The organism is Calidifontibacillus oryziterrae (assembly GCF_000331575.1).
Taxonomy (GTDB): domain Bacteria; phylum Bacillota; class Bacilli; order Bacillales; family Bacillaceae_J; genus Calidifontibacillus_A; species Calidifontibacillus_A oryziterrae.
The window spans coordinates 29,570-51,798 of record NZ_ANOK01000004.1 but is presented as its reverse complement, the minus strand read 5'-3'; the positions used below and the strand labels follow the sequence as shown (position 1 = coordinate 51,798).

Below are 22,229 nucleotides of genomic sequence, written 5' to 3'. Positions count from 1 at the left end.
TTATTCATTATAATAAAAGGATGGTAATAATTGCATCAGAAAAACTAGAGGCTTTCTACACTAAATAGAAAAAAGCCCTAACGCATTAAGGCTTGATGCATTAGAAGCTTTCTAAGTTTTAAGAGCCAAAAATATGAATGGCAACCATTACAATGGCTCCTATTAATAAACCAATATGAATCGAACGAGTATTTTTCATACTTTTATTCTTAGCAAGTCTTACACCGAAGATAGCTGCTAGTGCCATTAAACTGAATGAGATAAGACCAAGCACTACTTCAGATTCAAATTCACCTTCATGTAAGAACAATAAAGTTCCATGAATTCCACTCAAAGCAAGTACTATGGCGCCAATCCATATGTGAAACTTACTGAGAAATTTCATAATTGTCCTTATTATACTTTTACCATTAGGAAATATTTGCATTAATTTTTTTGAACTTCTTCGCAACGGCATTAAAATGGCCGCTCCCCCCATTGCAATCACTGTTCCCCATCCTAATAGCTCTCCGCCTTCTTCCAAACCTTCATCTTTTTCATGCTTTTCATGTTTTTCATAATAATAGTTCTTTTTATGCTCATCATAATCATCTGCTATTATTGGCTCTGCTATAAGCAGTAATCCTGTTAACACAAACAACGTTAACATACTTACAGCAATAAAATTTGAAACTTTTTGCATGTATTCTTTCTCCTTTTTTATAAATGAAATGGGTTATTTAGGTATAGGAAGAAAAATTGAAAACGTACTTCCTTTGCCTTCTTCACTCGTAACAACGAGTTTTCCTTTATGAACTTTGACAATCCAATCTGCAATCGATAAGCCAATACCACTGCTTCCTTGATCCCTTGAACGTGCTTGGTCAACTCGATAAAACCGATCAAAAATTCGTTTTTGATGGTCAGCAGGTATTCCTACACCTGTGTCAGCGACGTCGATTCTTAGCTGATTGTTCGCCACCTGGGCTGAAACAGTAACAGTTCCATTTGGCACATTATATTTAATTGCATTATCTACTAATATAAATAGAAGTTGCGTAATTTTTTCCTCGTCCCCGTATGCATCCAGTTCTGTCGGAATCGTTACGGCTAATTGAATATTCTGTTTTTCTGATTCATATTGGAATTTTCGTTGTAGCTTCTCGAACACATTAGTTAAAGAAAACCATTGTTTTTTTATTTCTTGTTTATCGAGATCTGATCTTGCGAGAACTAGCAAATCGTTTACAAGGTGTGACATTCGCTTAACTTCATCTTTTAAATCATCAAAAACTGTTACTGAAAATGGTGATAGATTTTGGCGATCCTCCGCTTCGATTACCTCAAGTGAGGATTGCATAATACTAAGTGGTGTTCTTAATTCGTGTGAGGCATCAGCTGTAAATTCTTTTTGCTTTCTAAAAGCATTAGAAATCGGAACCATCGCTCTCCCGGCCATCCAATACCCAAGCACAGCAGAAGCAATGCTGAATATGATCGTCAAAATAATTAAAATAAATAAAAGTGTGCGAATAATCGCAGTTTCCTCAGAAATATTTGTTCCTGCATAGATCGTACCAAGATATTGACCGTGTTCATAAACAGATTTCCCCGATAAGAGAATATCCAATTTACCTTCATCTTCTATTTCAACCGTAAGTTTACGCACTTCGTTTTCTTCTGGATACCAATTCTTCAGCTTCTCTAAGAGATCACTCCGAACTTCAGGATGTGTCTCGTCCCCATCTATTATTGTTCCATCCCTAGAGATCACAAAGTAAAAGGTTTTTGCGTTCGGCTTATATTCAATTTCTTCTCTATCATGCCATTCCCTTCGTTCTTTGCTCTTTTTAAAATTCCATTCCAATAAATCTTTTCGATGATCTTCAAATTCTTCGTGTGCTAAAGCAATTGATCTATTTTCTTGTTCATTTCGTACGTTCGACACTAAAGAAAAATACGTTATCAAAATAAACGAAACAAGAAAAATAATTAATAAGCTCGTAAACAAAATTGCCAACCGCCATTGGGTAAGGTTAAATAATTTGTTTTTCAATTTTATAACCTACTCCCCGGATGTTCTGAATAAGATGATTCTTTTGCCCATCCTCAATTTTCTTACGCAATAACCGAACTAAAGCATCTAAATTATTACTATTAACCTCCGAATCAATTCCCCATATTCGATCAATTAGCAGATCTCTTGGCAACGTTTGATTTGGATTACGTAAAAATAACTCGAGTAACTGATATTCTTTAGGTGTTAATAGAATTTCAACTCCGTCTTTTTCAACTGTGTGCGTGACAACATTTAGTTTTATAGAGCCAGCTGTTAAAATTTCCTCTTGCACGAACGGTTTCGTAGTTCTCCTTGCCAAAGCTCGAATTCTCGCAAATAGCTCAGCAAATTCAAACGGTTTAACGATATAGTCATCAGCACCATAATCAAGCCCTTTTACACGATCTTCCAAACCATCCTTTGCTGTCACCATTAAAATTGCACCGTCATAGCCTAGTGCGCGCAATTCTTTACATACAGTAATACCATCTTTCTTCGGCATCATCCAATCCAAAATGATTAAATCATAATTGGTTATTTTCGTATAAGTAATGGCATCTTCACCATTTTGCACCCAATCTACTTGATGCTTTTGTTTTTTTAGCATATGGGCAACTAGATTCCCTAATCGTTTATCGTCTTCTACTAAAAGAATTAACATGTTTAACCAACACCTTATTTTTACTTTACTTCTATTATATAGAAATATTTGTTTATAGGCTTTCTACTTTGTTTGCTTTGTTTTTTGGAATAAGTAGCTTAACTATTAATAAAGCAAAGATAGCTGCTAATGAGCTTGTATATAAGATGATTGCCCAAACTTCTTTTGTGTCAGTTCCTAATAGGATGCCATGAATGCTGACAAGTATAAAGGCTGGCAACGCAAGCCGATGTACCTTTTTCCATACAGTTGCTCCAATTTTTTTCATTAAGTCCACCGATAAAAATAACAGAATAAATATATAGAGCGAGAGGGTTCCGATCCCATTTAAAATTTGGTGTTCATTAGTCATAAACGGAATAAATATTTCCACTAATGTATAAGGTTCATACTGATTAATGAACAATAACAACCCGTGAAAGAACCCAAATAATAAGCTGTACCAACCTGTTGACTGATGAACCAGTTGTAAGTATTTATTTACTTTTGAATGGCTAACTTTATTACTAAGCAATAGTCCGGCACATACTGATACAAACAGTAAAAAAAATGAAGTTAACCCCGCAGCCCTTATAAATTCCCAAATTGAAAATGCCATCTCACATCACCACCTTTGACACATAATTATTTAATGTTTTACTTATAGCAATCTGTCCATTTTGATTTATCACAACACAGGCTGCATGTGGAAAATGCTTGGCTAACCAAGGTACAGCGTCTTCAAAGGAATGCAGGCATAATACTTTAGCTAATACGTCTGCTTCTGTCGTACTCATTGAGAAGACTGTCGCTTGCACAATATCAGATTGAGATGATTTACCGTTTTTCCCATTTAAAATATGATGTATTCTATCTTCTCCCACAGTCCAGCTTCGATATAACGTATTCGATGTTGCTACACCACCATTACGTAGGGTGAATTGGATAATATCCATATCAAAAAATTCTGGATTTGGATGTGAAATACCAATCGTCTGCTCATGATCACCCCAAACAAATAGATCTCCACCGGCATTAACAATTCCATTTTGCAAACCCAGAGTCCGTACCTTCTCTGAGATTCTGTCCACGCTCCATCCTTTCGCAATACCACCAAGATCGATTTCATCGTCGCTTTCTTTAATGACCCCACATAATTCCGGTAACAAAATTATTGATTCGGTCACAGGCAATTCATATTGATACGATACTTTTTTTACATCCATACAATCCCTTATTTCCGTAAACGTTTTATTATAGCCAAGTGCTTTAATTGCCGAACCCAAAAAGGGGTTAAAGTAATAATCTGTTTTGTACATATAATTAACTGCCATTTGTAAAACATCATATAAAATTGGGTGAGTAAAAATGACTGTTTTTTTGGGAGATTGATTTAAATTGGAAAGCTCACTATTGTCGCGAAATCGTGAGCATATGTTTTCAAATTGATCAAACCATGCTTCCAATTCTGTTTCTATTCCCTTCAAATCAGTTAAGCTTGTGCCTGCAATTTCAACTTCTGTATCCATTGCTCTAAACATTGCTTTAAATTGAAAATAAATGCCGTTCACGGTCATGCTCCCTCATCGGATCGTTTTCTAATATTTTGCTTTCGAATTACCATGCTTTCGAGTTCCCTTGCTTTTCGAGTTATGATTCTTTCGAGTTCCCTTGATTTCAAGTTGCGGAATGGTTATTACATACATACAAAATTAGGATCGACTACTGCTGTACTCACCAATTATCGTACTTTTTATTAATGGTAGCCCTAGGAATATTGACTACTTTACTTACCAGTTATTGTATATATTGCTTGTAAACCTAGGATCGTCTAGTTCGTTGTTCAGCTCGTTCTAAATATGGATTCTCTAACCTCGGTGTAGCAATAATTACTTCATTGCGATAATCTACATCCCAATTCCCTTCTTCCCAATCAAGAGCCATTAGTTGTTGTTCTCGTAATTCTTTATTAGATGAGAATCCCTCTTGTAGTTTATAAATATTTTCAGTGTCAGTTTGAATATAGTCATCGTAAAATTCTGTTGCTTTCTCATTGGTATCAATTGATTGGAGAAAAAGTGTAAACGTTGATATCCCACCAATACCAATTAACCATTTTAACCATTTATTCTTCATAATTGCGGAATCCTTTCTAATGTAATTTGATTATTTTTGATATTTTCATTGATTTCATAGCCTAATCCGTTCGCAAGCACTGAAAGTGGAATATAATATTTTTCATTCTGATCCATTACAACTACTTGCATTGGCGTTTTTCTCATATTTTCATAAACAACTTTAGAATTATTTCGTACGATTAACTGCTTGTTTTCTTTATTAATCTCGATAATTTCAGACTTAGGATAAACGGTTACTTCAGCTTCTACTAGTTGTGCCACTTCTTCTATCGGTACCATTAATTGGCTACCTGTTGGAATGACATTTATTTTGACAGAATTCTGTTTATCAATGACTAATGATAGTACGGACGGTTCTGTTAACGGCATTGGCTCTATTTCATTTGGCTCCGTCGCTGATCTTGACCATTTAAACCAATATTCTTTTGAAACCGTTGTTGCAGGCTCGTCATGGTCATAGTCAAATTCATCATATTCGTCCTCGTCATCGTCATCGTAGTCGTTATCATAATCATCGTTGTCGTCGTCATCATGGTCATCGTTGTCGTCAGCATAATCATCGTCATCGTCAGCATGGTCATCGTAGTCGTTATCATAATCATCGTTGTCGTCATCATAATTAACACGATCATCGCGGTCGTTACCATAGTCATCGCCTTCATGATCGTCGTCATCATAAGGATGGTAATCATAATCATCGTAGAACTTGTCATTGCGGTAATCTTTAAACCAATACTGTTCATCAGACTCTTTCCTATGACGGACATCATCATCTGCATTAGCGATCATAGAAAAACTTACTACACTACAAGCAATAACTGTCAGTGCTATTACATGGTTTTTTTTCATTTCAATCCTCCTTACGATTATCATCCTAACCATATAAAATGAAAAAAAAATGAAAAATAGGAATTATTTGAGCGGAAGTCTAATGGTATGAAAAATTGTGATAGGATGCTTAGGAGTTGGACATATAAGTAAACGCAATCAATATATTTACATTTTTTTATAATATCTTGACAAAAATCGTTCCCAACCATTGAAGTTGAAAAAATTTAATTATCTAATCATTTTTACGAACATTCTAAGTGCTCTAAAGGGTTTATCGCTTTGGTTCTGAACAAAAGCGCAAGCGCCCTGATTAGCGACGTAAAAATAAGAGCGCATCGACTGAGATAAAGAAAACACGACGAGGGGCGAGTCGATGTTGACTTATCGCAAAAGGGATGAGCGAAGTTTACTAGTCGCTGGGCGCTGGAGCTGGGCGACTACTCGCTTTGCTATAGTATTTATCCACAGGATCAAATTTTATAATTTCCTAGAGAACCAAAAAGGGAAAAGAGAGGTGCAACACCTCTCTTTTCCCTTTTATACAGAACCCTACTAGGTGCTCAGGTTGCTCCCCAGCATTGCCCTATCCCCCTAGTAGGTAAGAGTACTATAGTAATAGTGTAGTCAAAATTATTAATAAATCATTTACACAAAATAATTTACATTCCCACAATTTACGTGCTTTAGACGCGGTATTACTGTGCTTTTACCGGCAATTACGTGCTTTAGACGCGGTATTGCTGTGCTTTTACCGGCAATTACGTGCTTTATCGGACAATAGATCGGTTATTTGTGCCGAAATGTCCAGATTTGGCGGGGTTACGGACATATAATCCGCTATTTATCTACATAAAGCTAATTATTTAATCAAATCTATGAAATAACGGATCCTGTGTCCGTATTTACGAAAAAACGAAGGATTTTATGAAAATAGCGGATCCTGTGTCCGTAAAAATCATCTTCAAAAAATTCAAAGTATCAACAGTACAATTTTACAAAAATTACATAAATAAGATTAGGTTTAGACGTTACCGAATAATGTAATTTGTTACAAAGGTACAACACGCGGATTAAACTTTGATTCTTATGTTATTACCTATTTAACAAGCTTCCAACATACCTTAGCAATTCATTTGCTGATGTAGAGTTATAGCCATATTCATCAATAAGCGTGGCAATGACTTCATTAATTTTCTTAAGTTGCTGCTCATCTGGCGTTTTTGTTGATGTTGTAATTTTGACGACGTCCTTCAAGTCGGCAAATAGCTTTTTCTGAATAGCTTCCCGCAGCCGTTCGTGGGAATTGTAATCAAAGCGCTTGCCTTTTCGAGCATAGGCTGAAATGCGGATCAAAATTTCCTCGCGGAATGCCTTTTTTGCATTTTCCGAGATTCCAATTTGCTCTTCAATAGAACGCATCAGCTTTTCATCTGGATTCATTTCTTCTCCAGTCAACGGATCACGGAGTTTGTTCTTATTGCAATACGCTTCTACATTATCTAAATAATTGTCCATAAGCGTCTTTGCTGATTCTTCATACGAATATACAAATGCCTTTTGGACTTCCTTCTTCGCAATATTATCATACTCCCGACGGGCAACAGAGATAAAATTCATATAACGCTCGCGATCCTCGTTGGAAATGGAAGCGTGCTGATTCAAGCCATCCTTCAACGACCGCAATACATCTAATGCATTAATCGAGGGTGTTTCCTTACGAATGATGGCTGATGAAATTCGGTTAATAACATAGCGTGGGTCAATCCCTTTCATTCCCTCGTCGCTATGTTCAGCTCTCATTTCTTCAACATCCACTTCATTAAACCCTTCAATAATCTCACCGTCATACAATCTCATTTTCTTTATGAAATCGATACCTGCTTTCTTTGACTCTTTTAAACGAGTCAAAATAGTAAACATAGCCGCCACCTTTAATGTGTGTGGTGCAATATGAACATGAGCCATATCACTTTCCCTAATCATCTTCTCATATATTCTCTCTTCTTCACTGTAGCTTAGATTGTATGGAACAGGCATCACAATGATCCTTGAGTGTAATGCTTCATTCTTTTTATTAGAAATAAAGGATCGATACTCCGCCTCATTTGTATGGGCTACAATCAACTCATCTGCACTAATTAGTGCAAATCGTCCTGCTTTAAAATTTCCCTCCTGTGTTAGCGAGAGCAAATGCCAAAGAAATTTTTCATCACACTTTAGCATCTCTTGAAACTCCATCATCCCCCGATTCGCTTTGTTTAATTCACCATCAAACCGGTAAGCACGTGGATCTGATTCTGACCCAAACTCGGCAATGGTTGAAAAGTCAATACTACCTGTTAAATCTGCAATATCCTGTGATTTAGGATCTGAAGGGCTAAATGTACCAATACCAACGCGCTTATTTTCAGAAAAGAATATTCTTTCAACCATCACATCCTCAATCCGGCCCCCGTATTCTTCCTGCAATCGCATCATATTTAGCGGTGATAAATTCCCTTCGATGCGGACACCATATTGTTTGTAAAATTCATCGCGTAAATGTGGCGGTACAAGATGGAGAGGATCTTCATGCATGGGGCAGGACTTTATTGCATAGATCGCGCCTTTTTCTGTGCGAGAATATGCTTCTAATCCTCTTTTTAATAATGTAACAAGAGTTGATTTCCCACCGCTAACAGGCCCCATTAATAACAAGATCCGTTTTCTAACATCAAGGCGTTTTGCTGATGGGTGAAAATATTCCTCAACTAACCTTTCAATCGCTTCATCTATACCGAACATATGACCGCTAAAAAAATTGTACTTCTTTTTACCATCTACCTCTTCTACACCTGCATCTTTAATCATATTATAAACTCTTGAATGTGCTGTTTGAGCTACATAAGGTCTCTCTTTAACAATTTCTAAATAGTCTGCGAAGGTACCCTCCCACGCTAGCCTCAGCTCTTCTTCACGATGTTCCTGGATCTTCCTCAATATATCCACATAAGTACCCCCCTCTAAGTTGAAAATCAAATTAGTGGTTTATATTCACTTTATGCAAACTTCCCTATTAACATGTCTTTGAATAGATAGCAATACATGAATCAGCAATGTATTATTTGTATAGACTATGCGTATGCCTAACGATTTGTTCAAATCCGATATAGCAAATAAATATTTTTTCTTATGATTTTCATTCACAGTCTGAATAAATTGGGCTATAATAGAAATATATTTCGGTAAATACGTATGCAAAGATATAAGGAGGATAAATAGTATGGGCTTCGTTTTAATCATGGTAGTTATTCTTTCATTTTTAACAGCTATTTTTACAGCTGGGTATAATGACAAGCCAAATGCAAACTAATAAAAGAAAAAAGCCTTTAGCTGAGATCGTGCTCTTAGCTAAAGGCCTTTTTGTTTATGTGAATTTACTGAACTAAACGCCAAACAAGGTGAAATCTTATGTTCAAGACTAAAACACTAGTTCTTCTTGAAGAATAAAACTTCAGGACAAACCTGGATAGTTTTGCTGTCTTAAAGCTTCATATATTAAAATAGCAGCAGTATTTGATAAGTTCAAGGCACGGACATTTTCAGTCATCGGCAAACGTAAACATGTTTCTGGATGTTTGGCAATCAAATCCTTTGGTAGTCCATTTGTTTCTCGCCCAAATATAAAGTAAATGTCCTCATCTTGATTACTAAAATCAAAGTCAGTATGTTTGTTTTCACCAAACTTCGTGATGAAATAATGTTTCCCTTCCTTATTCTGCTCAAAAAATATGTCTATTGAATCATAATTTCTAATATCTACAAATTCCCAATAATCCAACCCTGCTCGTTTTAACATCTTGTCATCAGTTGAAAATCCTAGTGGATGGATTAAATGCAACGGAGTATTTGTTGCAGCACAGGTTCTTGCAATATTTCCCGTATTAGCTGGAATTTCTGGCTGATATAGTACGACGTGTATTGCCATAAATGTTCACCTCAAAAAATTTTTACACTTACTATGATGATTAATAAAAAAGCAAATATTTATAATGAATACCTCAATGCTTTTTCAACCTTTATATTATAGCACTTCCACATTTGCATTTTAAATATTTGCATCAATATTTATTATGGTCGGTCCAAAATATGAAAAAATTTATATTTGATATTTGGAGTATAAGCAGAAGAATCTCTATAAGCCCAATACCGCATACGACTATTATACGTATGGGCATTCACTAATGGTTCGTTATTTGCATCCTTTGCTACTACGATAGTATTATGATTCCACCTACCATCACCTTCAAAATCATAGCAAATTACATCACCAAGCATTAATTCTTTCGCTGAGGAAACCTCAACGGCACGAATCCCTTGTTTTGCTCCACTTAAATACCAGCGAAACGCGTGGGCAACAGTCCAACTGTAACTCCATGAATTGCCGCTGTACCACCAACCCCTATTACGATTACCAAATCCCGTCATTGGGATTCCACCTTCATGTAAGCATTGCGAAATATAGTTTGTGCAATCATCTGTAAACTTTTTATATTTCGGATTATAACTATTCCACCATCTCTCCGCATATTGAACCGCTCGTCTCCGATCATAATGATACGTCTGACGGTTTTCACCGCTATCATTATAATCCTCAAGTTTAATATCAACATATTCATTAGTCTTTGCAGTAGTCTTCGGCAATAACATATCTTTCATGATGTGATTATTCATGATGTGATTATCGTTTATTATGAGCTGGCGTGGTTCAATTTGTTCTTCAAAAATGTATTTTTCATTTGATTGTTTTATTAAAAATTGTTGATGTAACGTATAATCAACAATCCGAAACCCTTCCACTAGCTTTTGACTTACAACTTGACCTTTTGCCGTCGCTTTTACAATTTCAGCGTTACGCATTTTTAATTGCTCCAGTTTTCCTTCAAGCTGTTGTTCATATTCCATCCTTTCCGTCTCACTACAACGTACTGAATTACCGACTATTTTATGGAGACGGACATTAATTAACTCTTTTAATTGCTCCAACCACGACATACTTGTCACTCCTTTTTCATACCATTCATTCGTTTTGTCGTGTGACGTTGCTAAACAATAGATAGAATTTCTAATAACAATTTATGCTTGTAAAAAAATAAAAGTGCCTACATCGTTAGTTGTAAGCACTTTAAACCTTTGGTGAACCTCACCCACTAAACGCATATGCTTTTTGGAAGGTGTTTCGCTTATTTTACATACGGTCTAAGTCCAGCTGGGAGCCAACTTTGTTGCCTCTAGTGCCGAATAAAGACTAAGATTCAATTTTAACATTTCCTCACGTGCCATCGCCCGTCGCTACATCAAATTTAATCTGAACCGCTCATGACTAAAGTCACGGGTGTTCTGGGCTAGGTCATAAAAATTAGCACTGGATTTAAACACAACCTTAATATTAAAACATCGGATTTAACGGGATGTTTTCTAGCGCCAATAGCTTTTCCTTTTTGTCTAGTCCGCCACTAAAACCGCCTAATCTACCATTACTTGTAATCACACGATGGCAAGGTATAACTATTGGTATTGGATTTCGTCCTATCGCCGAACCCACTGCCCTAGCCGCCTTTGGAGACGAAATCGCTTCAGAAATGTCTTTATATGACTTCGTTGACCCGTATTTTATTTTTAATAGCTCCTTCCACACCTTTTGCTGGAATGGTGTTCCATACAAATCTAGCTCCATCGTAAATCGTTCCCGCTCACCATTAAAATACTCAGTTAACTCATCTATGGCAAGCTGTAACATGTTATCGTGATAGGTGAGCTCGTGTATAGTACGACCGGACATTCCATCGCGATTCTTGAGCTCGTCTATTGTACGACCAGACATTCCATCGCGATTCTTGAGCTCGTCTATTGTACGACCGGACATTTCATCGCGATTCTTGATCTCGTCTATTGTACGACCAGACATTTCATCGCGATTCTTGAGCTCGTCTATTGTACGATCGGACATTTCATCGCGATTCTTGAGATCGTTTTTAGCATCAGAGTTTTGCATTTCATTCCGATTAATTATTTCATCTGTAGAAAAATGCTTATTTAACCAGCTTATCAAAGAAGGCTGAACATCTTGAAAACAACCAAATTCAATACTGCAAATCCCTTTATTAGTTGTAGCAATTGTTAGCGTACCAATCGGACTTTCCATTTCTGCATAACAGTATATAGGCTTCATTTTTACCAAAACCTTTTCAATATTTTTGGACTGCTGAAAAAAAACTTTGCTAAAATACCTATAATGTAAAATGAAGAATAAACAATCGTCCTTCTCATTAATTTTACATCACAAATTCATTTCAGTTTAGACTACATTTTAAGCACTTTTTGAATTTAAATACAAACAAATACTTTTGCTCACTTAACCAATTTAATCCTCTAACACTTTAAGAGATTTTTCAATTTCAACTAAAACTTCCTCAATTTGTTCATTTTGCTGAGCAATAGTCAGTATTGCTTTAGCTTCTTCTCCGCCAATTTTTCCTAATGCCCAAGCTGCAGTTCCTCTTATAACAGGGCGAGGATCTTCTTTTAGTACTTTCCCTAAGTCACGTATGGCAGTTTCATCCTTGTAATGGGCAAGTGCGACAATCGCATTCCGTTGTAGCGGCTTTTTCCCGCGCCATGACCCAGACATAGGTCCGAATTTTTCTTTAAATTCTTTATTGCCTATAAATAAAAGTGATTTTAACATTGGCTTTGCAATTTCAGAATCAGGCTCCATTTCATGATGGTGATGAAAATCCTTTCCTTTATTATATGGGCAAATGGTTTGGCACGTATCACATCCATATACTCGATTTCCAAGCTTTTCTCGATATTTATCCTCTAAAAATCCTTTTGTTTGTGTTAAAAAAGCAATACATTTTCTTGAATCCAATTGCCCAGGCTGAACTAATGCACTTGTAGGGCAAGCTTTCACACATTTATTACAAGTACCACATAAATCTTCAACAGGTTCATCGGGGGGAAAAGGAATGGTTGTTATCATTTCACCTAAATAAACATAAGAGCCAAATTCAGTCGTAATAATTGAACTATTTTTCCCGCTCCAACCAATACCAGCTCTTTCCGCAACAGCCCGATCAGAAAGCTCGCCTGTATCAACCATTGATTTAGTGCGTGCTTCTGGAACCTTTTCTGCTAGGAATTTTGCTAGTTTCTCTAAGCGATCACGCAATATATAATGGTAATCCAATCCCCAAGAAGCCCGGCTTATAAAGCCACGGCGTTCAGTCTTCGTACTTCGAGGAGCATCCTTCATTTTTGTTGGATAGGCCAGCGCGATCGAGATAATTGACTGTGCACCTAAAAGAAGCTGTCCAGGCTCTGTTCTTTTTTCTATATTTGACTCTTCAAATCCAGATTGATAATTCAATTGCTGCTGAACATATAACCTTCTTTTCAAATCAGTAAAAGGCTCTGCTGTTGTAAAGCCGATCTTATCAATCCCAATAATTTTGCTATACTCAATAAGCTGTTGCTTTAATTCGGCAAATGACACTCTTCTCCACTCCTCTCCTTTTATATTTGGAATGTTAGTACGAATATCTTGGATTTTGATATATTGATGTTTGGTATTTACTACTTTCTAGCCCTTATACTAATACTAAGGCTGCGGACATTTTGATGATTGACTCTTATTACTTTTTACCATAAAGATATCGGACATTTGATAGTAATTATCTATGGTTCATATTATAATTATCAATTAATTTTAACAATTTTGTTCCCATTAAAAAACGCAATGCCTCGTTTTACTATGAAACGAAACACTGCGTTGATAGCAGAAGTCATATTTTTTTAACTCGATGTTTCAAATTATAGCATCGAGCAATCGTTCAATCAATAGTTTTTTCACAAAAAATACAAACTTTTTTACTAGAAAAAATTAGGACAAATTACACAATATGCTAAATATTTTGTTATTCTTGTAAAAAGGGCAACTGGCTACCAAGCACTCATGCCGCCCCTTACATTTGTTACTTTTTCAAATCCTTTTTTCTTTAAAATTTTACATGCGCTATTACTTCTAGATCCACTTTGACAAATGACGACTACTTCCTTATCTTTCGATAGCTTTGATTCAGCTTGATTTCCTAATTGATGCAATGGAATATTTTTAAAGCCACGAATGTTATTTGCTTTATACTCCCCCGGTGTACGGACATCAATAAATTGTTTGTTTTTGTCCTTTAACTCATTTTTTAATTGTGCCGTAGTAATTTGCCTTACACCTTTTGCTGGTAAAAATTTCCGAACCAAGAAGATAATAATTAACCCCAAAATTATATAATTTAAATATTCCATGCTAATTCCTCCCATAACATTTAAGTATCAAAGATATACCTAATAAATAATCTACCATGAATATCGAAATTTTCTAACACTAATTTAATGATCTGCTCTTGCTTATAAAAAAACACTGACAACAATTAGAATATACCTATATGGGTATGTTGTCAACTAGGTATTGTCTCCTAGTACTGTCTCCTAGTATTGTCTCCTAGTACTGTCTCCTAGTACTGTCTCCTAGTACTTTAACTAGTATTGTCAACTAGTATTTGTAGTTACGTAATGATCAAGAATAATTTAAAAACCGATAAATAGGTGTGATGAATATCACAGATTATAAACTATATAAATAATAAAATTAAATAAAAAATGTCGTCTTACGATAATAGCAAACCTACCGAAAGGTAGGGACGCAAAGCCACGGGTCTAAAGGCTACTTACCAATGATAGCCGGGTTACCAAAAAGATGGTTATTCTATGACCTTAAAACCCCACCTTTTTGGTGGTTATTTTTGTTTTATTGAAAATGATTATCATTAGCAGGTGATTTAATAAAGCAAAAGAGATATAAACTGTATGAATTGGATACTAAGTTTATCCTTAAGTGAGTGCTATTTATCTATTTTTTGCTAGAGCCACTGTAAAAAAACACTAGTAAATGGATGTGATACAACATGGACAGAAATGATCTAAATAGAATAATAGACCAATTTCAAGATAATCACAAAGTAATGATTGGAGATTACTTAGAATCTGTACAAAAAGAATTAGCGATCAACAATAAATTTGAACAAACAACAACTGAATTGAATGAGGATGATGGATTTATTGAATCAAGAGGTGGCGAATTATTTATAAGGGATCCAAAAAATAATGGAAAACAGCCCGTCCTAATTCCCCATTCAAGTGTAAAAATTTTCGTTAATAATAGGGAAATAGTAAAAGAAACCGTAGTCCAGGAACGAGATAAAGTAGCTTGGCGACCTAAAGATAATTCTGAATTCCATATCACAATTAGTAAAGACAAACTGAAGGTTTTTTTACAATTACATCAGAGTATTATTATATCTTATCGAATAAAGGATAAAAAAAGAGCTCTTAAATTCATGTTTGAATTAGAACAGATCGAAAAAAAAATCGATATCGAAAGAGTAAGCTCTGATATTATGGATGAAATCTATAAAATGGGGATTAAATGTGATATTAATATAACGGCTATCCTAAATGAATTAAAATCCCCAACCTTTCAAGCAGTTATAGTTGCAGAAGGTATTCCAATTATTGAATCTCGAGATGGCTATATAAAAACTAATTTTCAAAATAACATTGAAGTACTATTTGAAGAGATTAAAGGAAAAGTCGACTTCAAAAATCGCATAAAAATTCCTACTGTTACTGCTGGAGACATAATTGCACAAGTTCATAAGCCTTTAGAAGGAAGAGATGGCTTTAATGTATTAGGGAAAATTTTAAAAAGCAGACCCCCGAAAAAAGTCGAGGTTCGTACGAAAAATAAAGTAGAGATTAAGGATGATGGGCGTGTGATTGCACTTCAGCCTGGACGCCCAACTCTCACAGGTAATTCGGTAAAATACTTTGATATATTGCAGGTACATGAAGTATTAGGTGATGTCGACATTAAAACAGGAAATATTATGTTTAATGGGGATGTTATTGTATACGGCCATGTAAAAGATAACATGCGAATAGATGCTATGGGAAACGTATATGTAAAAGGGAATGTATACCATTCTACAATTGTATCAGCACAAAATATATTTATCGATGGATCCGTTCTTTATAGTAATATTTTTGCCGGACAGCATGGTGTATTGTTAAATCAGCTATATAAAATTATGCAGGATTTACTATTTACATTTACTAGTTTTTCTAAAGTACTAGATCAAATAATGGTAAGAATCAATCAAGAAAATTTAGCAAATATTACGTTAGGAAAAATAATCAATACATTAATAGAACAAAAATTTAGTGAATTGATTCCAATGATAAAAAAACTGTCTGATCTTGTTAAAGAAGCGCGTAATATTAATATTGCCATTCCGGCATCTATTCAAATTCTTTATAATATGCTCAAGAACTTTGAAAATACTAATCAAATACATCAAATAAAAAATATAAATATCATTGAGAATATTATTTTCTCACTAAATGATAATATAAATCAGTCAGAAGCATCCATTCTTGACAATAGTGAAATACATTTTAAGGAAGCAGATGGTGCAGAAATTAAAGCAAATGGTTGTATTAAAATTCATGGAAGAGGTACCGTGAATACGAAGATTTTTTCTGGAGATAAAGTAATTTTTGCAAATAAAGATTCAGTTATACGTGGCGGTAAAATAGACGCGGTTAATACTATTAAAGCTAACGAGGTTGGAGCATTAACAGGGGCTATTCCTTATTTAAGTGCTGGAAAGCAAATTGAAATAAAAAAATTAAATCATGCAAAAATTGCAATTCAAAACATAAGTAAGGATATTTTTGATCCTCAAGAAAACATCGTCTATACCCTAGAACATGAAACTAACTCGATTATTTCCTATTCAACAAGCTCTTAATATATAGTAATATTTCGATTACAAGCTATCAGGATATTCAAATCCTTTCACCATGAATAATTAGAGACAATGCCAATTTAGCGGGAATTATTCACACTTTTGATTCCCGCTATTCCTCTTTTTCAGCTTAACGTTCACTCTCTGCAACAATTTCGCTCTCAAAGCATTTATCTAAATGATGCATACTTCTCCAGAGATGAAAGGCAACCCTATCAATCCAGTGGAGAGTATGAACCTTTTGTATCGTTGCATCTACATCGGATTGACGCAAAACAGTCTTCTCAATGATTTCCTTCCTACTTTTCCGACGCAAATCAGCGATAGCAAGTGAGTTTATTTTCACTTTATATACCAAATTCTCATTGCGATCATAGGATAGCTTATCCAATATATCTGCAAACAAATTACACATATCATCTGACAATGCTAGTATCATATCATCTTTATGTAAATGCTCTAAGTAGTCTGATTCCTCTAAAGCTTTTAATAAGCGCTCAAGATGGTCAATTGTATGAATCAAAGCTACTTGCTGATGGTACTCCAGTTCTGTTCTTGAAGAAGTATTGCTTCCAACTTGAGATAGAAAATTCCTTGTTTCATTAATTGCCGCATTCGCTTCAATGAATTGATTCTTTAAGACGGTTGATATAACCCTTTTATCAAATACCTCAATGCCTGCTCTAGAAATTGCCTTTGATACTCTTATTAACGTTCTGCGCACAGCCTCAATAGCGACTGCAGGCACAGTTGCTACACTTGAATCTAAATATTTTGTTAATTTATCACCTTTTTCAGGCACTATTCTTGTAATTATTTTTATGAAAAAAGATAAAAACGGCAACAAACCAATGATTCCCAAAATATAAATAAGTGTTGAAAAAACTGCTAATGAAATTGCTTGATCACTATAATTAACAAATCTCTCCAGCCACCCAATAAAACCCAAAATTAACGGGAATAGAAGGAGAGCAATAAAAGCAACGATAATATTAAACATAATATGGGTCATGGCCGTTCTTTTTGTTTGGACTGTTCCACCTATAGTAGCAAAATACGCTTTTACAGTTGTCCCAATATTTTGCCCAACCACTAACATTGCGGCATGTTCAAACGAAAGAGCATCTGCAGCTAGAGCCGTTAAAGTAATCACCATTGCTGTACTAGATGATTGCATGACAACGGTCATTACAAGCCCAATGATTATTAACAGTAAAAGTTGAAAAAAAGAATCACCTATGAACGATTGTAACGAAAAATTTTCAGCAATACCCGCCATTCCATCCTGTAATGTTCCTATACCTAAAAAAATCAAGCCAAAACCTGCTAATACCATTCCTTGGTAGGAATACTTACCATTTGTGAAAAATTTCAGCAACGCTCCAATCCCTATTAACGGTAAGGCAAACGAAGTAACACTTACCTTCAAACCGATCAAGGATACGAGCCAACCTGTACTTGTACTACCTAAATTCGCCCCAAGTATGACACCTATTGATTGTGTAAATGTAATTAACCCAGCGCTGACAAAACCGATAGTCATTAGTATCGTTGCACTTGAAGACTGAACAATCGCCGTCACTGTTGCACCAGAAATTACAGACCGCAGTACGCCGCCTGTTAATCTACTTAATCGATCTTTTAACGAATTTCCGGCTACTGCTTTCAATCCATCAGTCATTAAGACCATTCCAAGTAAAAAAAGCCCAATCCCACCCATTATAATAGAAACTGTTTCCAAGCGATCACCTATTTCTTCTATTGAACATCTCACGACTAATGTTGCGAGCATTCTTGCTAAAATCATAAATACTGAAGTTTACCTTTATTAAAAACTAGTAATATACAACATATTTTACCATATAGCTATGAAACCTCTACTTTTTCATAAAAAATCCCCCTATATTTTAGGGGGACAAAATTTGTAAATTTCTTTTCACTCATAGAAAATTTCTCCCTTCGAGCTCGTTATTTGCAGGTATGATTTATATAATATTTATTAAAACCTATTTAATATTAAGAGCTTCTCGATTGATAACAAGCCTTCGAGTATCCTCTATTACTCTTACCACTTCATCCTGATTACTATCAGTTACATTTTGTTTAAGCTTCTCTTTTAGTGACTCTAAATTTTGTTTGATTTGATTCTAGTGTTAGAAGGTATTGAAATGTAGAATCATGCTTTTAATTACACAGACACACAAGGGTTTTTAACATTTTCGGCGAATTATAAACATAGTAGTATCAAAAATGCTTCACTAAATTTTTTTTAGGAGGTCGTTTTTATGGATACGTACGCTCAACTTTTTACACGCTTTTATTTTGCTCAAAATGGCAGTCCGCTTTTTCATAATCCCCTCTCTCCTGATGACCAAGGTGAACTTGTATTTCCAATGAACAATGATATTATCCAAAATCCGTTTAATGTGAAAAGTCCTAATTACCTTTCTTGCATTTATCTTAAAAAAGATGGAAAGCAATATGGGTATGGAAAAGCAATTATTAATATGGATATTTTTTATAATGAGAATGAGAGAATTAACGGAAATTTCTCTAATTCAAAGCAAATTAGTGAGCAAGATTTCAGACAATTGCTAAAGCAAATAAACGAAGAACTAAGTAGAGTTTTGAAGGATGATAATGCTGAACCTCATTGGTATTCGTAAGATAATAAATATTAGTGAGATTACTTTCTTAAAGGAGAGAACATAGAAATGAATTGCCCATGAGTAGTTAACGATGACGTCGTGTACGATCTTAAGGATACAAGGTGGATAAAAAATATATACCAAGTTCGGCCAGCCGCTTTAGGTCAAGTTATTCTTACTTTTGATGACGGACCCGGCCGCCATTTAAACGATATATTAGATATTTTAAACGCAGAAAATATTCAAGCAATTTTCTTTTGGCAATCGAAACTTTTATACAAGGGTAGACCATGGAGGAGAGTTTTGAACGAAGGTCATCATATTGGCTCACATGCTTGTAATCATAAAAATTTGGTCAGATTAACGAAAGGTCAACAGTTTGGGCAAATCAAATATAGTATCGATAAGATTGAAAGCATTACCGGAACAAAAGTTCAACATTTCCGTCCTCCTTACGGACAATACAATGAGGATACGATGTCGATATTAGATGAGCTAAATCTGACTCCGATCATGTGGGAAATTACATCGTATGATTGGTCAAATAAACACACACCCGAAAAAATTGTTGAAAATGTTGTAGAACATGTAAAAGATGGTTCTATCATTCTATTACATGAATTAGAGCAAACTGCTAAGGCTTTGCCGCAAATTATTGAGGGTATTCGAGAGAAAGGCTTTGAATTTACAAACAAGCTGTAAAGAACATTAAAAACTCCCCTTAGGCAGGACGGATCCTTAAAATCCATTTGGCCTCTAGGGGAGTTTCTTTAGTGAGTTACCTTTCAACACTCTATTTCTTTTTAGTCGTAAATATTTTCACCAAAGTATTTCTCACTAATTTCTGCATACGTCCCGTCAGCAATGATTTCTGCTAAAGCAGCATTTACCTTCTCCAATAGCTCTGTCTGCTCTTTTTTAATTGCAATCCCCATTTGATCGATATACAATGGGTCCCCGACCGTCTTTATTGCTAAATCATTTTGATTGATCGCATACATCCCGACAAGTTGTTCCGTAATAACTGCATCAAGACGGCCTTTTACAAGCAAATCCTGAAGAGCTGTTACATCACTATCATAGGTTGTAACTTCTTCTGTATATTCTCTGGCAATATCCTCAAATGTACTAGCAACAACAACTCCAATTTTCTTGCCATGCAGGTCATTAACTGACTGAATTTCACCATTGTCCGCATGAACAAACACTTGTGCTCCAGATTTATAGTACGGGTCTGAGAAATTGACCTCTTTTAGACGTTCTTCGGTAATCGCCATACTCCCTAAAATCGCATCAAACTTATCTGCCTTTAAGGCTGCCAAAATGGTCTGCCAAGGATTCGTTACAGGCTTAGGCTCCATTCCCATTTTTTCAGCTAATGCATAGCCAATCTCAACATCAAAGCCCACAAGCTTGCCATTATCTTGATAATTAAACGGTGGATATAAACCACTCATTGCAAACAAGTGAGGAGTCTTTTAAGCCAATAATAAATTGGTTTCCTAATGGTGGAATTGCTCGTTTGAATGCTTGGGGTAAAATAATTCGTCTCATTGCCAATGATTTTGTCATACCAAGGGATTCAGCTGCTTCCATTTGGCCTTTATCAATGGATTGAATTGCCCCACGAAAAATCTCGGCTATATATGCACCACTATGTATGGCTAATGCGATTGCACCAGCCCAAAAGGCGGACAAAACTACAAAAGAGGTAATACCGAAATATAGCCACATAATTTGAACAATTAGCGGTGTTCCACGAATAAGTCCAATATATCCACTTGCCACCATTCTAAGGATACGAAAGCTTGAAATTTTCATTAAAGCAACGACTAAACCAAACACGCAGGCTATTAGTAGTGAAACAATTGTAATTTGTAATGTGACGACTACTGCACCCAAAAAGCCATTATATGTTTGGAAAAACGTCTCAATAAATTTGGACATCAATAACACCCTTTTCGAATTTAACTTTACTAACTTTTTGTACAAGATTTTCTGTACAATATACTAATACGTATGTAGTAAAGCGGGCTATTATTATAAAAATTGAAAATCCAGCTTCATTTGTGCAAATATTGAAAAAGCGGGAATTAGGCGAAAGTCCGTTTTGCAAAATAAAACAAGAGATCTCATTGGGTTATGAAATCTCTTGTTTTATATAATAATTTTTGTTAAACATCGGCAAAATTATGGAATCATAATATACTGCCAAAAATGTCCTGAATAACATATAACTTTTTTATACAAGCAGTAAGCCATCTAAATCAAGTACTTCTATTCTCTTTCGCGGCTTTTGTTTTATATAGCCTTGATCTTCAAACTCAGAAAGTTTACGACTAATTGTTTCAGGTGTAGTCCCCAAATATGAGGCTAAATCTTTCTTGCTCATTGGCAGAACGAATTCATTCCCTTGGGCTTCACGATCCATTTCTTCAGCTAGAAACATCGCTAGCCTTGTCTCAACCTTTTCCGTTACAACCCTTGTTGTTTGTCGTTCTGACTGCTCAAGTCTTGTAGAAAATTCCGTTAAAATTTTTAGCGAAATCGAAGGATATTTAAGTAAAAATTCATGCAGATCGGCTTGTTTAATCATGCATACTGTTGTATCAACCATCGCTTCGGCATAAGACTCATGTGTTGCCTTACTAAATAGTGCATATTCGCCGGTAAAATCCCCAGGAATTAAAATTCTTACAAGCTGTTCCTTCCCAGAATCTGATAGGCGATAAATTCTAATCTTCCCTTTACTTACTATATAAAGGGAGTCAGACTTGTCACCGGCACGATAAATGATTTCTCCTTTTTTATAAGAGACGGAGCGAGCGGTCGCCATAATCTCATCCATTTGAGTTTCTTCTAAGTGATTAAATATTGGTACTAACGAAACACAAGAATTGCGTGTTCCACTTGTATAATTACACTCGTGGTGATTACATTCATGAACGTGCATTTCTTTAGATGGCATATACTTGCACCTCACATTCACAGAAACTATTCTTTTATATCTATCCTACCATACATTTATTG

General features: G+C 35.4%; 19 protein-coding genes, 1 pseudogene and 1 riboswitch. Of the genes and pseudogenes, 3 read left to right on the top strand and 17 right to left on the bottom strand.

What is annotated here, in order from left to right; genetic code table 11:
• Nucleotides 1-118: 118 nt before the first annotated feature.
• From D612_RS0103575 to D612_RS0103505, 13 genes are all read right to left on the bottom strand, one after another.
• Complete coding sequence (locus D612_RS0103575; RefSeq protein WP_017754114.1) at nt 119-682, bottom strand: hypothetical protein; 564 nt, start codon at nt 680-682, stop codon at nt 119-121.
• Nucleotides 683-715: 33 nt separating this feature from the next.
• Nucleotides 716-2,035 (bottom strand): sensor histidine kinase, encoded by a 1,320-nt coding sequence (locus D612_RS0103570; protein ID WP_017754113.1) that lies wholly within the window; start codon nt 2,033-2,035, stop codon nt 716-718.
• Nucleotides 2,016-2,699, bottom strand: a complete 684-nt coding sequence (locus D612_RS0103565; protein WP_017754112.1) for a response regulator transcription factor — start codon at nt 2,697-2,699, stop codon at nt 2,016-2,018. The genes D612_RS0103570 and D612_RS0103565 overlap by 20 nt, the downstream gene beginning before the upstream one ends.
• Before the next feature lie 52 nt (nt 2,700-2,751).
• Nucleotides 2,752-3,297, bottom strand: a complete 546-nt coding sequence (locus D612_RS0103560) for a ferric reductase-like transmembrane domain-containing protein (RefSeq protein ID WP_017754111.1) — start codon at nt 3,295-3,297, stop codon at nt 2,752-2,754.
• 1 nt (nt 3,298) lies between these two features.
• The gene (locus D612_RS0103555; protein WP_034725864.1) at nt 3,299-4,255 is read right to left on the bottom strand and encodes an FAD:protein FMN transferase; all 957 of its coding nucleotides are present in this window, start codon (nt 4,253-4,255) and stop codon (nt 3,299-3,301) included.
• 244 nt (nt 4,256-4,499) lie between these two features.
• Entirely contained in the window at nt 4,500-4,814 is a 315-nt protein-coding gene (locus D612_RS0103550; RefSeq protein WP_017754109.1) for a hypothetical protein, read from the bottom strand.
• Complete coding sequence (locus D612_RS18605; protein WP_017754108.1) at nt 4,811-5,665, bottom strand: copper amine oxidase N-terminal domain-containing protein; 855 nt, start codon at nt 5,663-5,665, stop codon at nt 4,811-4,813. The genes D612_RS0103550 and D612_RS18605 overlap by 4 nt, the downstream gene beginning before the upstream one ends.
• Before the next feature lie 1,074 nt (nt 5,666-6,739).
• Nucleotides 6,740-8,635 carry a PrkA family serine protein kinase gene (locus D612_RS0103535; RefSeq protein ID WP_017754107.1) on the bottom strand — a complete coding sequence of 632 codons (1,896 nt, stop codon included), beginning with the start codon at nt 8,633-8,635 and terminating at the stop codon, nt 6,740-6,742.
• A 505-nt stretch (nt 8,636-9,140) separates the two neighbouring features.
• On the bottom strand, nt 9,141-9,614 hold the full coding sequence (gene trmL, locus D612_RS0103525) for a tRNA (uridine(34)/cytosine(34)/5-carboxymethylaminomethyluridine(34)-2'-O)-methyltransferase TrmL (protein WP_017754105.1): 474 nt from the start codon (nt 9,612-9,614) through the stop codon (nt 9,141-9,143).
• Nucleotides 9,615-9,757: 143 nt separating this feature from the next.
• Nucleotides 9,758-10,681 (bottom strand): amidase domain-containing protein, encoded by a 924-nt coding sequence (locus D612_RS0103520; protein ID WP_017754104.1) that lies wholly within the window; start codon nt 10,679-10,681, stop codon nt 9,758-9,760.
• Between the two features lie 394 nt (nt 10,682-11,075).
• Nucleotides 11,076-11,858: a methylated-DNA--[protein]-cysteine S-methyltransferase gene (locus D612_RS18935; RefSeq protein ID WP_017754103.1), complete on the bottom strand. Its 783-nt coding sequence runs from the start codon at nt 11,856-11,858 to the stop codon at nt 11,076-11,078.
• 192 nt (nt 11,859-12,050) lie between these two features.
• A complete protein-coding gene (gene queG / locus D612_RS0103510) occupies nt 12,051-13,184 on the bottom strand; it encodes a tRNA epoxyqueuosine(34) reductase QueG (protein WP_017754102.1) in 1,134 nt (377 codons plus the stop codon).
• A 446-nt stretch (nt 13,185-13,630) separates the two neighbouring features.
• Entirely contained in the window at nt 13,631-13,990 is a 360-nt protein-coding gene (locus tag D612_RS0103505) for a rhodanese-like domain-containing protein (RefSeq protein WP_017754101.1), read from the bottom strand.
• Between the two features lie 362 nt (nt 13,991-14,352).
• A riboswitch (cyclic di-GMP riboswitch) is annotated at nt 14,353-14,438 on the top strand.
• 211 nt (nt 14,439-14,649) lie between these two features.
• Between D612_RS0103505 and D612_RS0103500 the strand changes: the two genes are divergently transcribed.
• Nucleotides 14,650-16,554 (top strand): FapA family protein, encoded by a 1,905-nt coding sequence (locus D612_RS0103500; protein ID WP_017754100.1) that lies wholly within the window; start codon nt 14,650-14,652, stop codon nt 16,552-16,554.
• Nucleotides 16,555-16,681: 127 nt separating this feature from the next.
• Here D612_RS0103500 and D612_RS17775 read toward each other — a convergent pair whose 3' ends face one another.
• Nucleotides 16,682-18,358, bottom strand: a complete 1,677-nt coding sequence (locus D612_RS17775) for a Na/Pi cotransporter family protein (protein WP_017754099.1) — start codon at nt 18,356-18,358, stop codon at nt 16,682-16,684.
• Nucleotides 18,359-18,836: 478 nt separating this feature from the next.
• Here D612_RS17775 and D612_RS0103490 point away from each other — a divergent pair, with 478 nt between their 5' ends.
• Together D612_RS0103490 and D612_RS0103485 are read left to right on the top strand one after the other, a co-directional pair.
• Nucleotides 18,837-19,217: a hypothetical protein gene (locus tag D612_RS0103490; protein ID WP_017754098.1), complete on the top strand. Its 381-nt coding sequence runs from the start codon at nt 18,837-18,839 to the stop codon at nt 19,215-19,217.
• An 81-nt stretch (nt 19,218-19,298) separates the two neighbouring features.
• Entirely contained in the window at nt 19,299-19,901 is a 603-nt protein-coding gene (locus D612_RS0103485) for a polysaccharide deacetylase family protein (protein ID WP_017754097.1), read from the top strand.
• A gap of 101 nt (nt 19,902-20,002) precedes the next feature.
• Here D612_RS0103485 and D612_RS0103480 read toward each other — a convergent pair whose 3' ends face one another.
• The 3 genes and pseudogenes from D612_RS0103480 to D612_RS0103470 all read right to left on the bottom strand — a co-directional run bounded on the left by D612_RS0103480 (nt 20,003) and on the right by D612_RS0103470 (nt 22,167).
• Nucleotides 20,003-20,656, bottom strand: a complete 654-nt coding sequence (locus D612_RS0103480) for an ABC transporter substrate-binding protein (protein WP_083888479.1) — start codon at nt 20,654-20,656, stop codon at nt 20,003-20,005.
• Between the two features lie 4 nt (nt 20,657-20,660).
• Nucleotides 20,661-21,146: pseudogene (locus tag D612_RS19210) on the bottom strand (amino acid ABC transporter permease); the annotation flags it as partial.
• 295 nt (nt 21,147-21,441) lie between these two features.
• Entirely contained in the window at nt 21,442-22,167 is a 726-nt protein-coding gene (locus D612_RS0103470; protein ID WP_017754094.1) for a Crp/Fnr family transcriptional regulator, read from the bottom strand.
• Nucleotides 22,168-22,229: the final 62 nt, after the last annotated feature.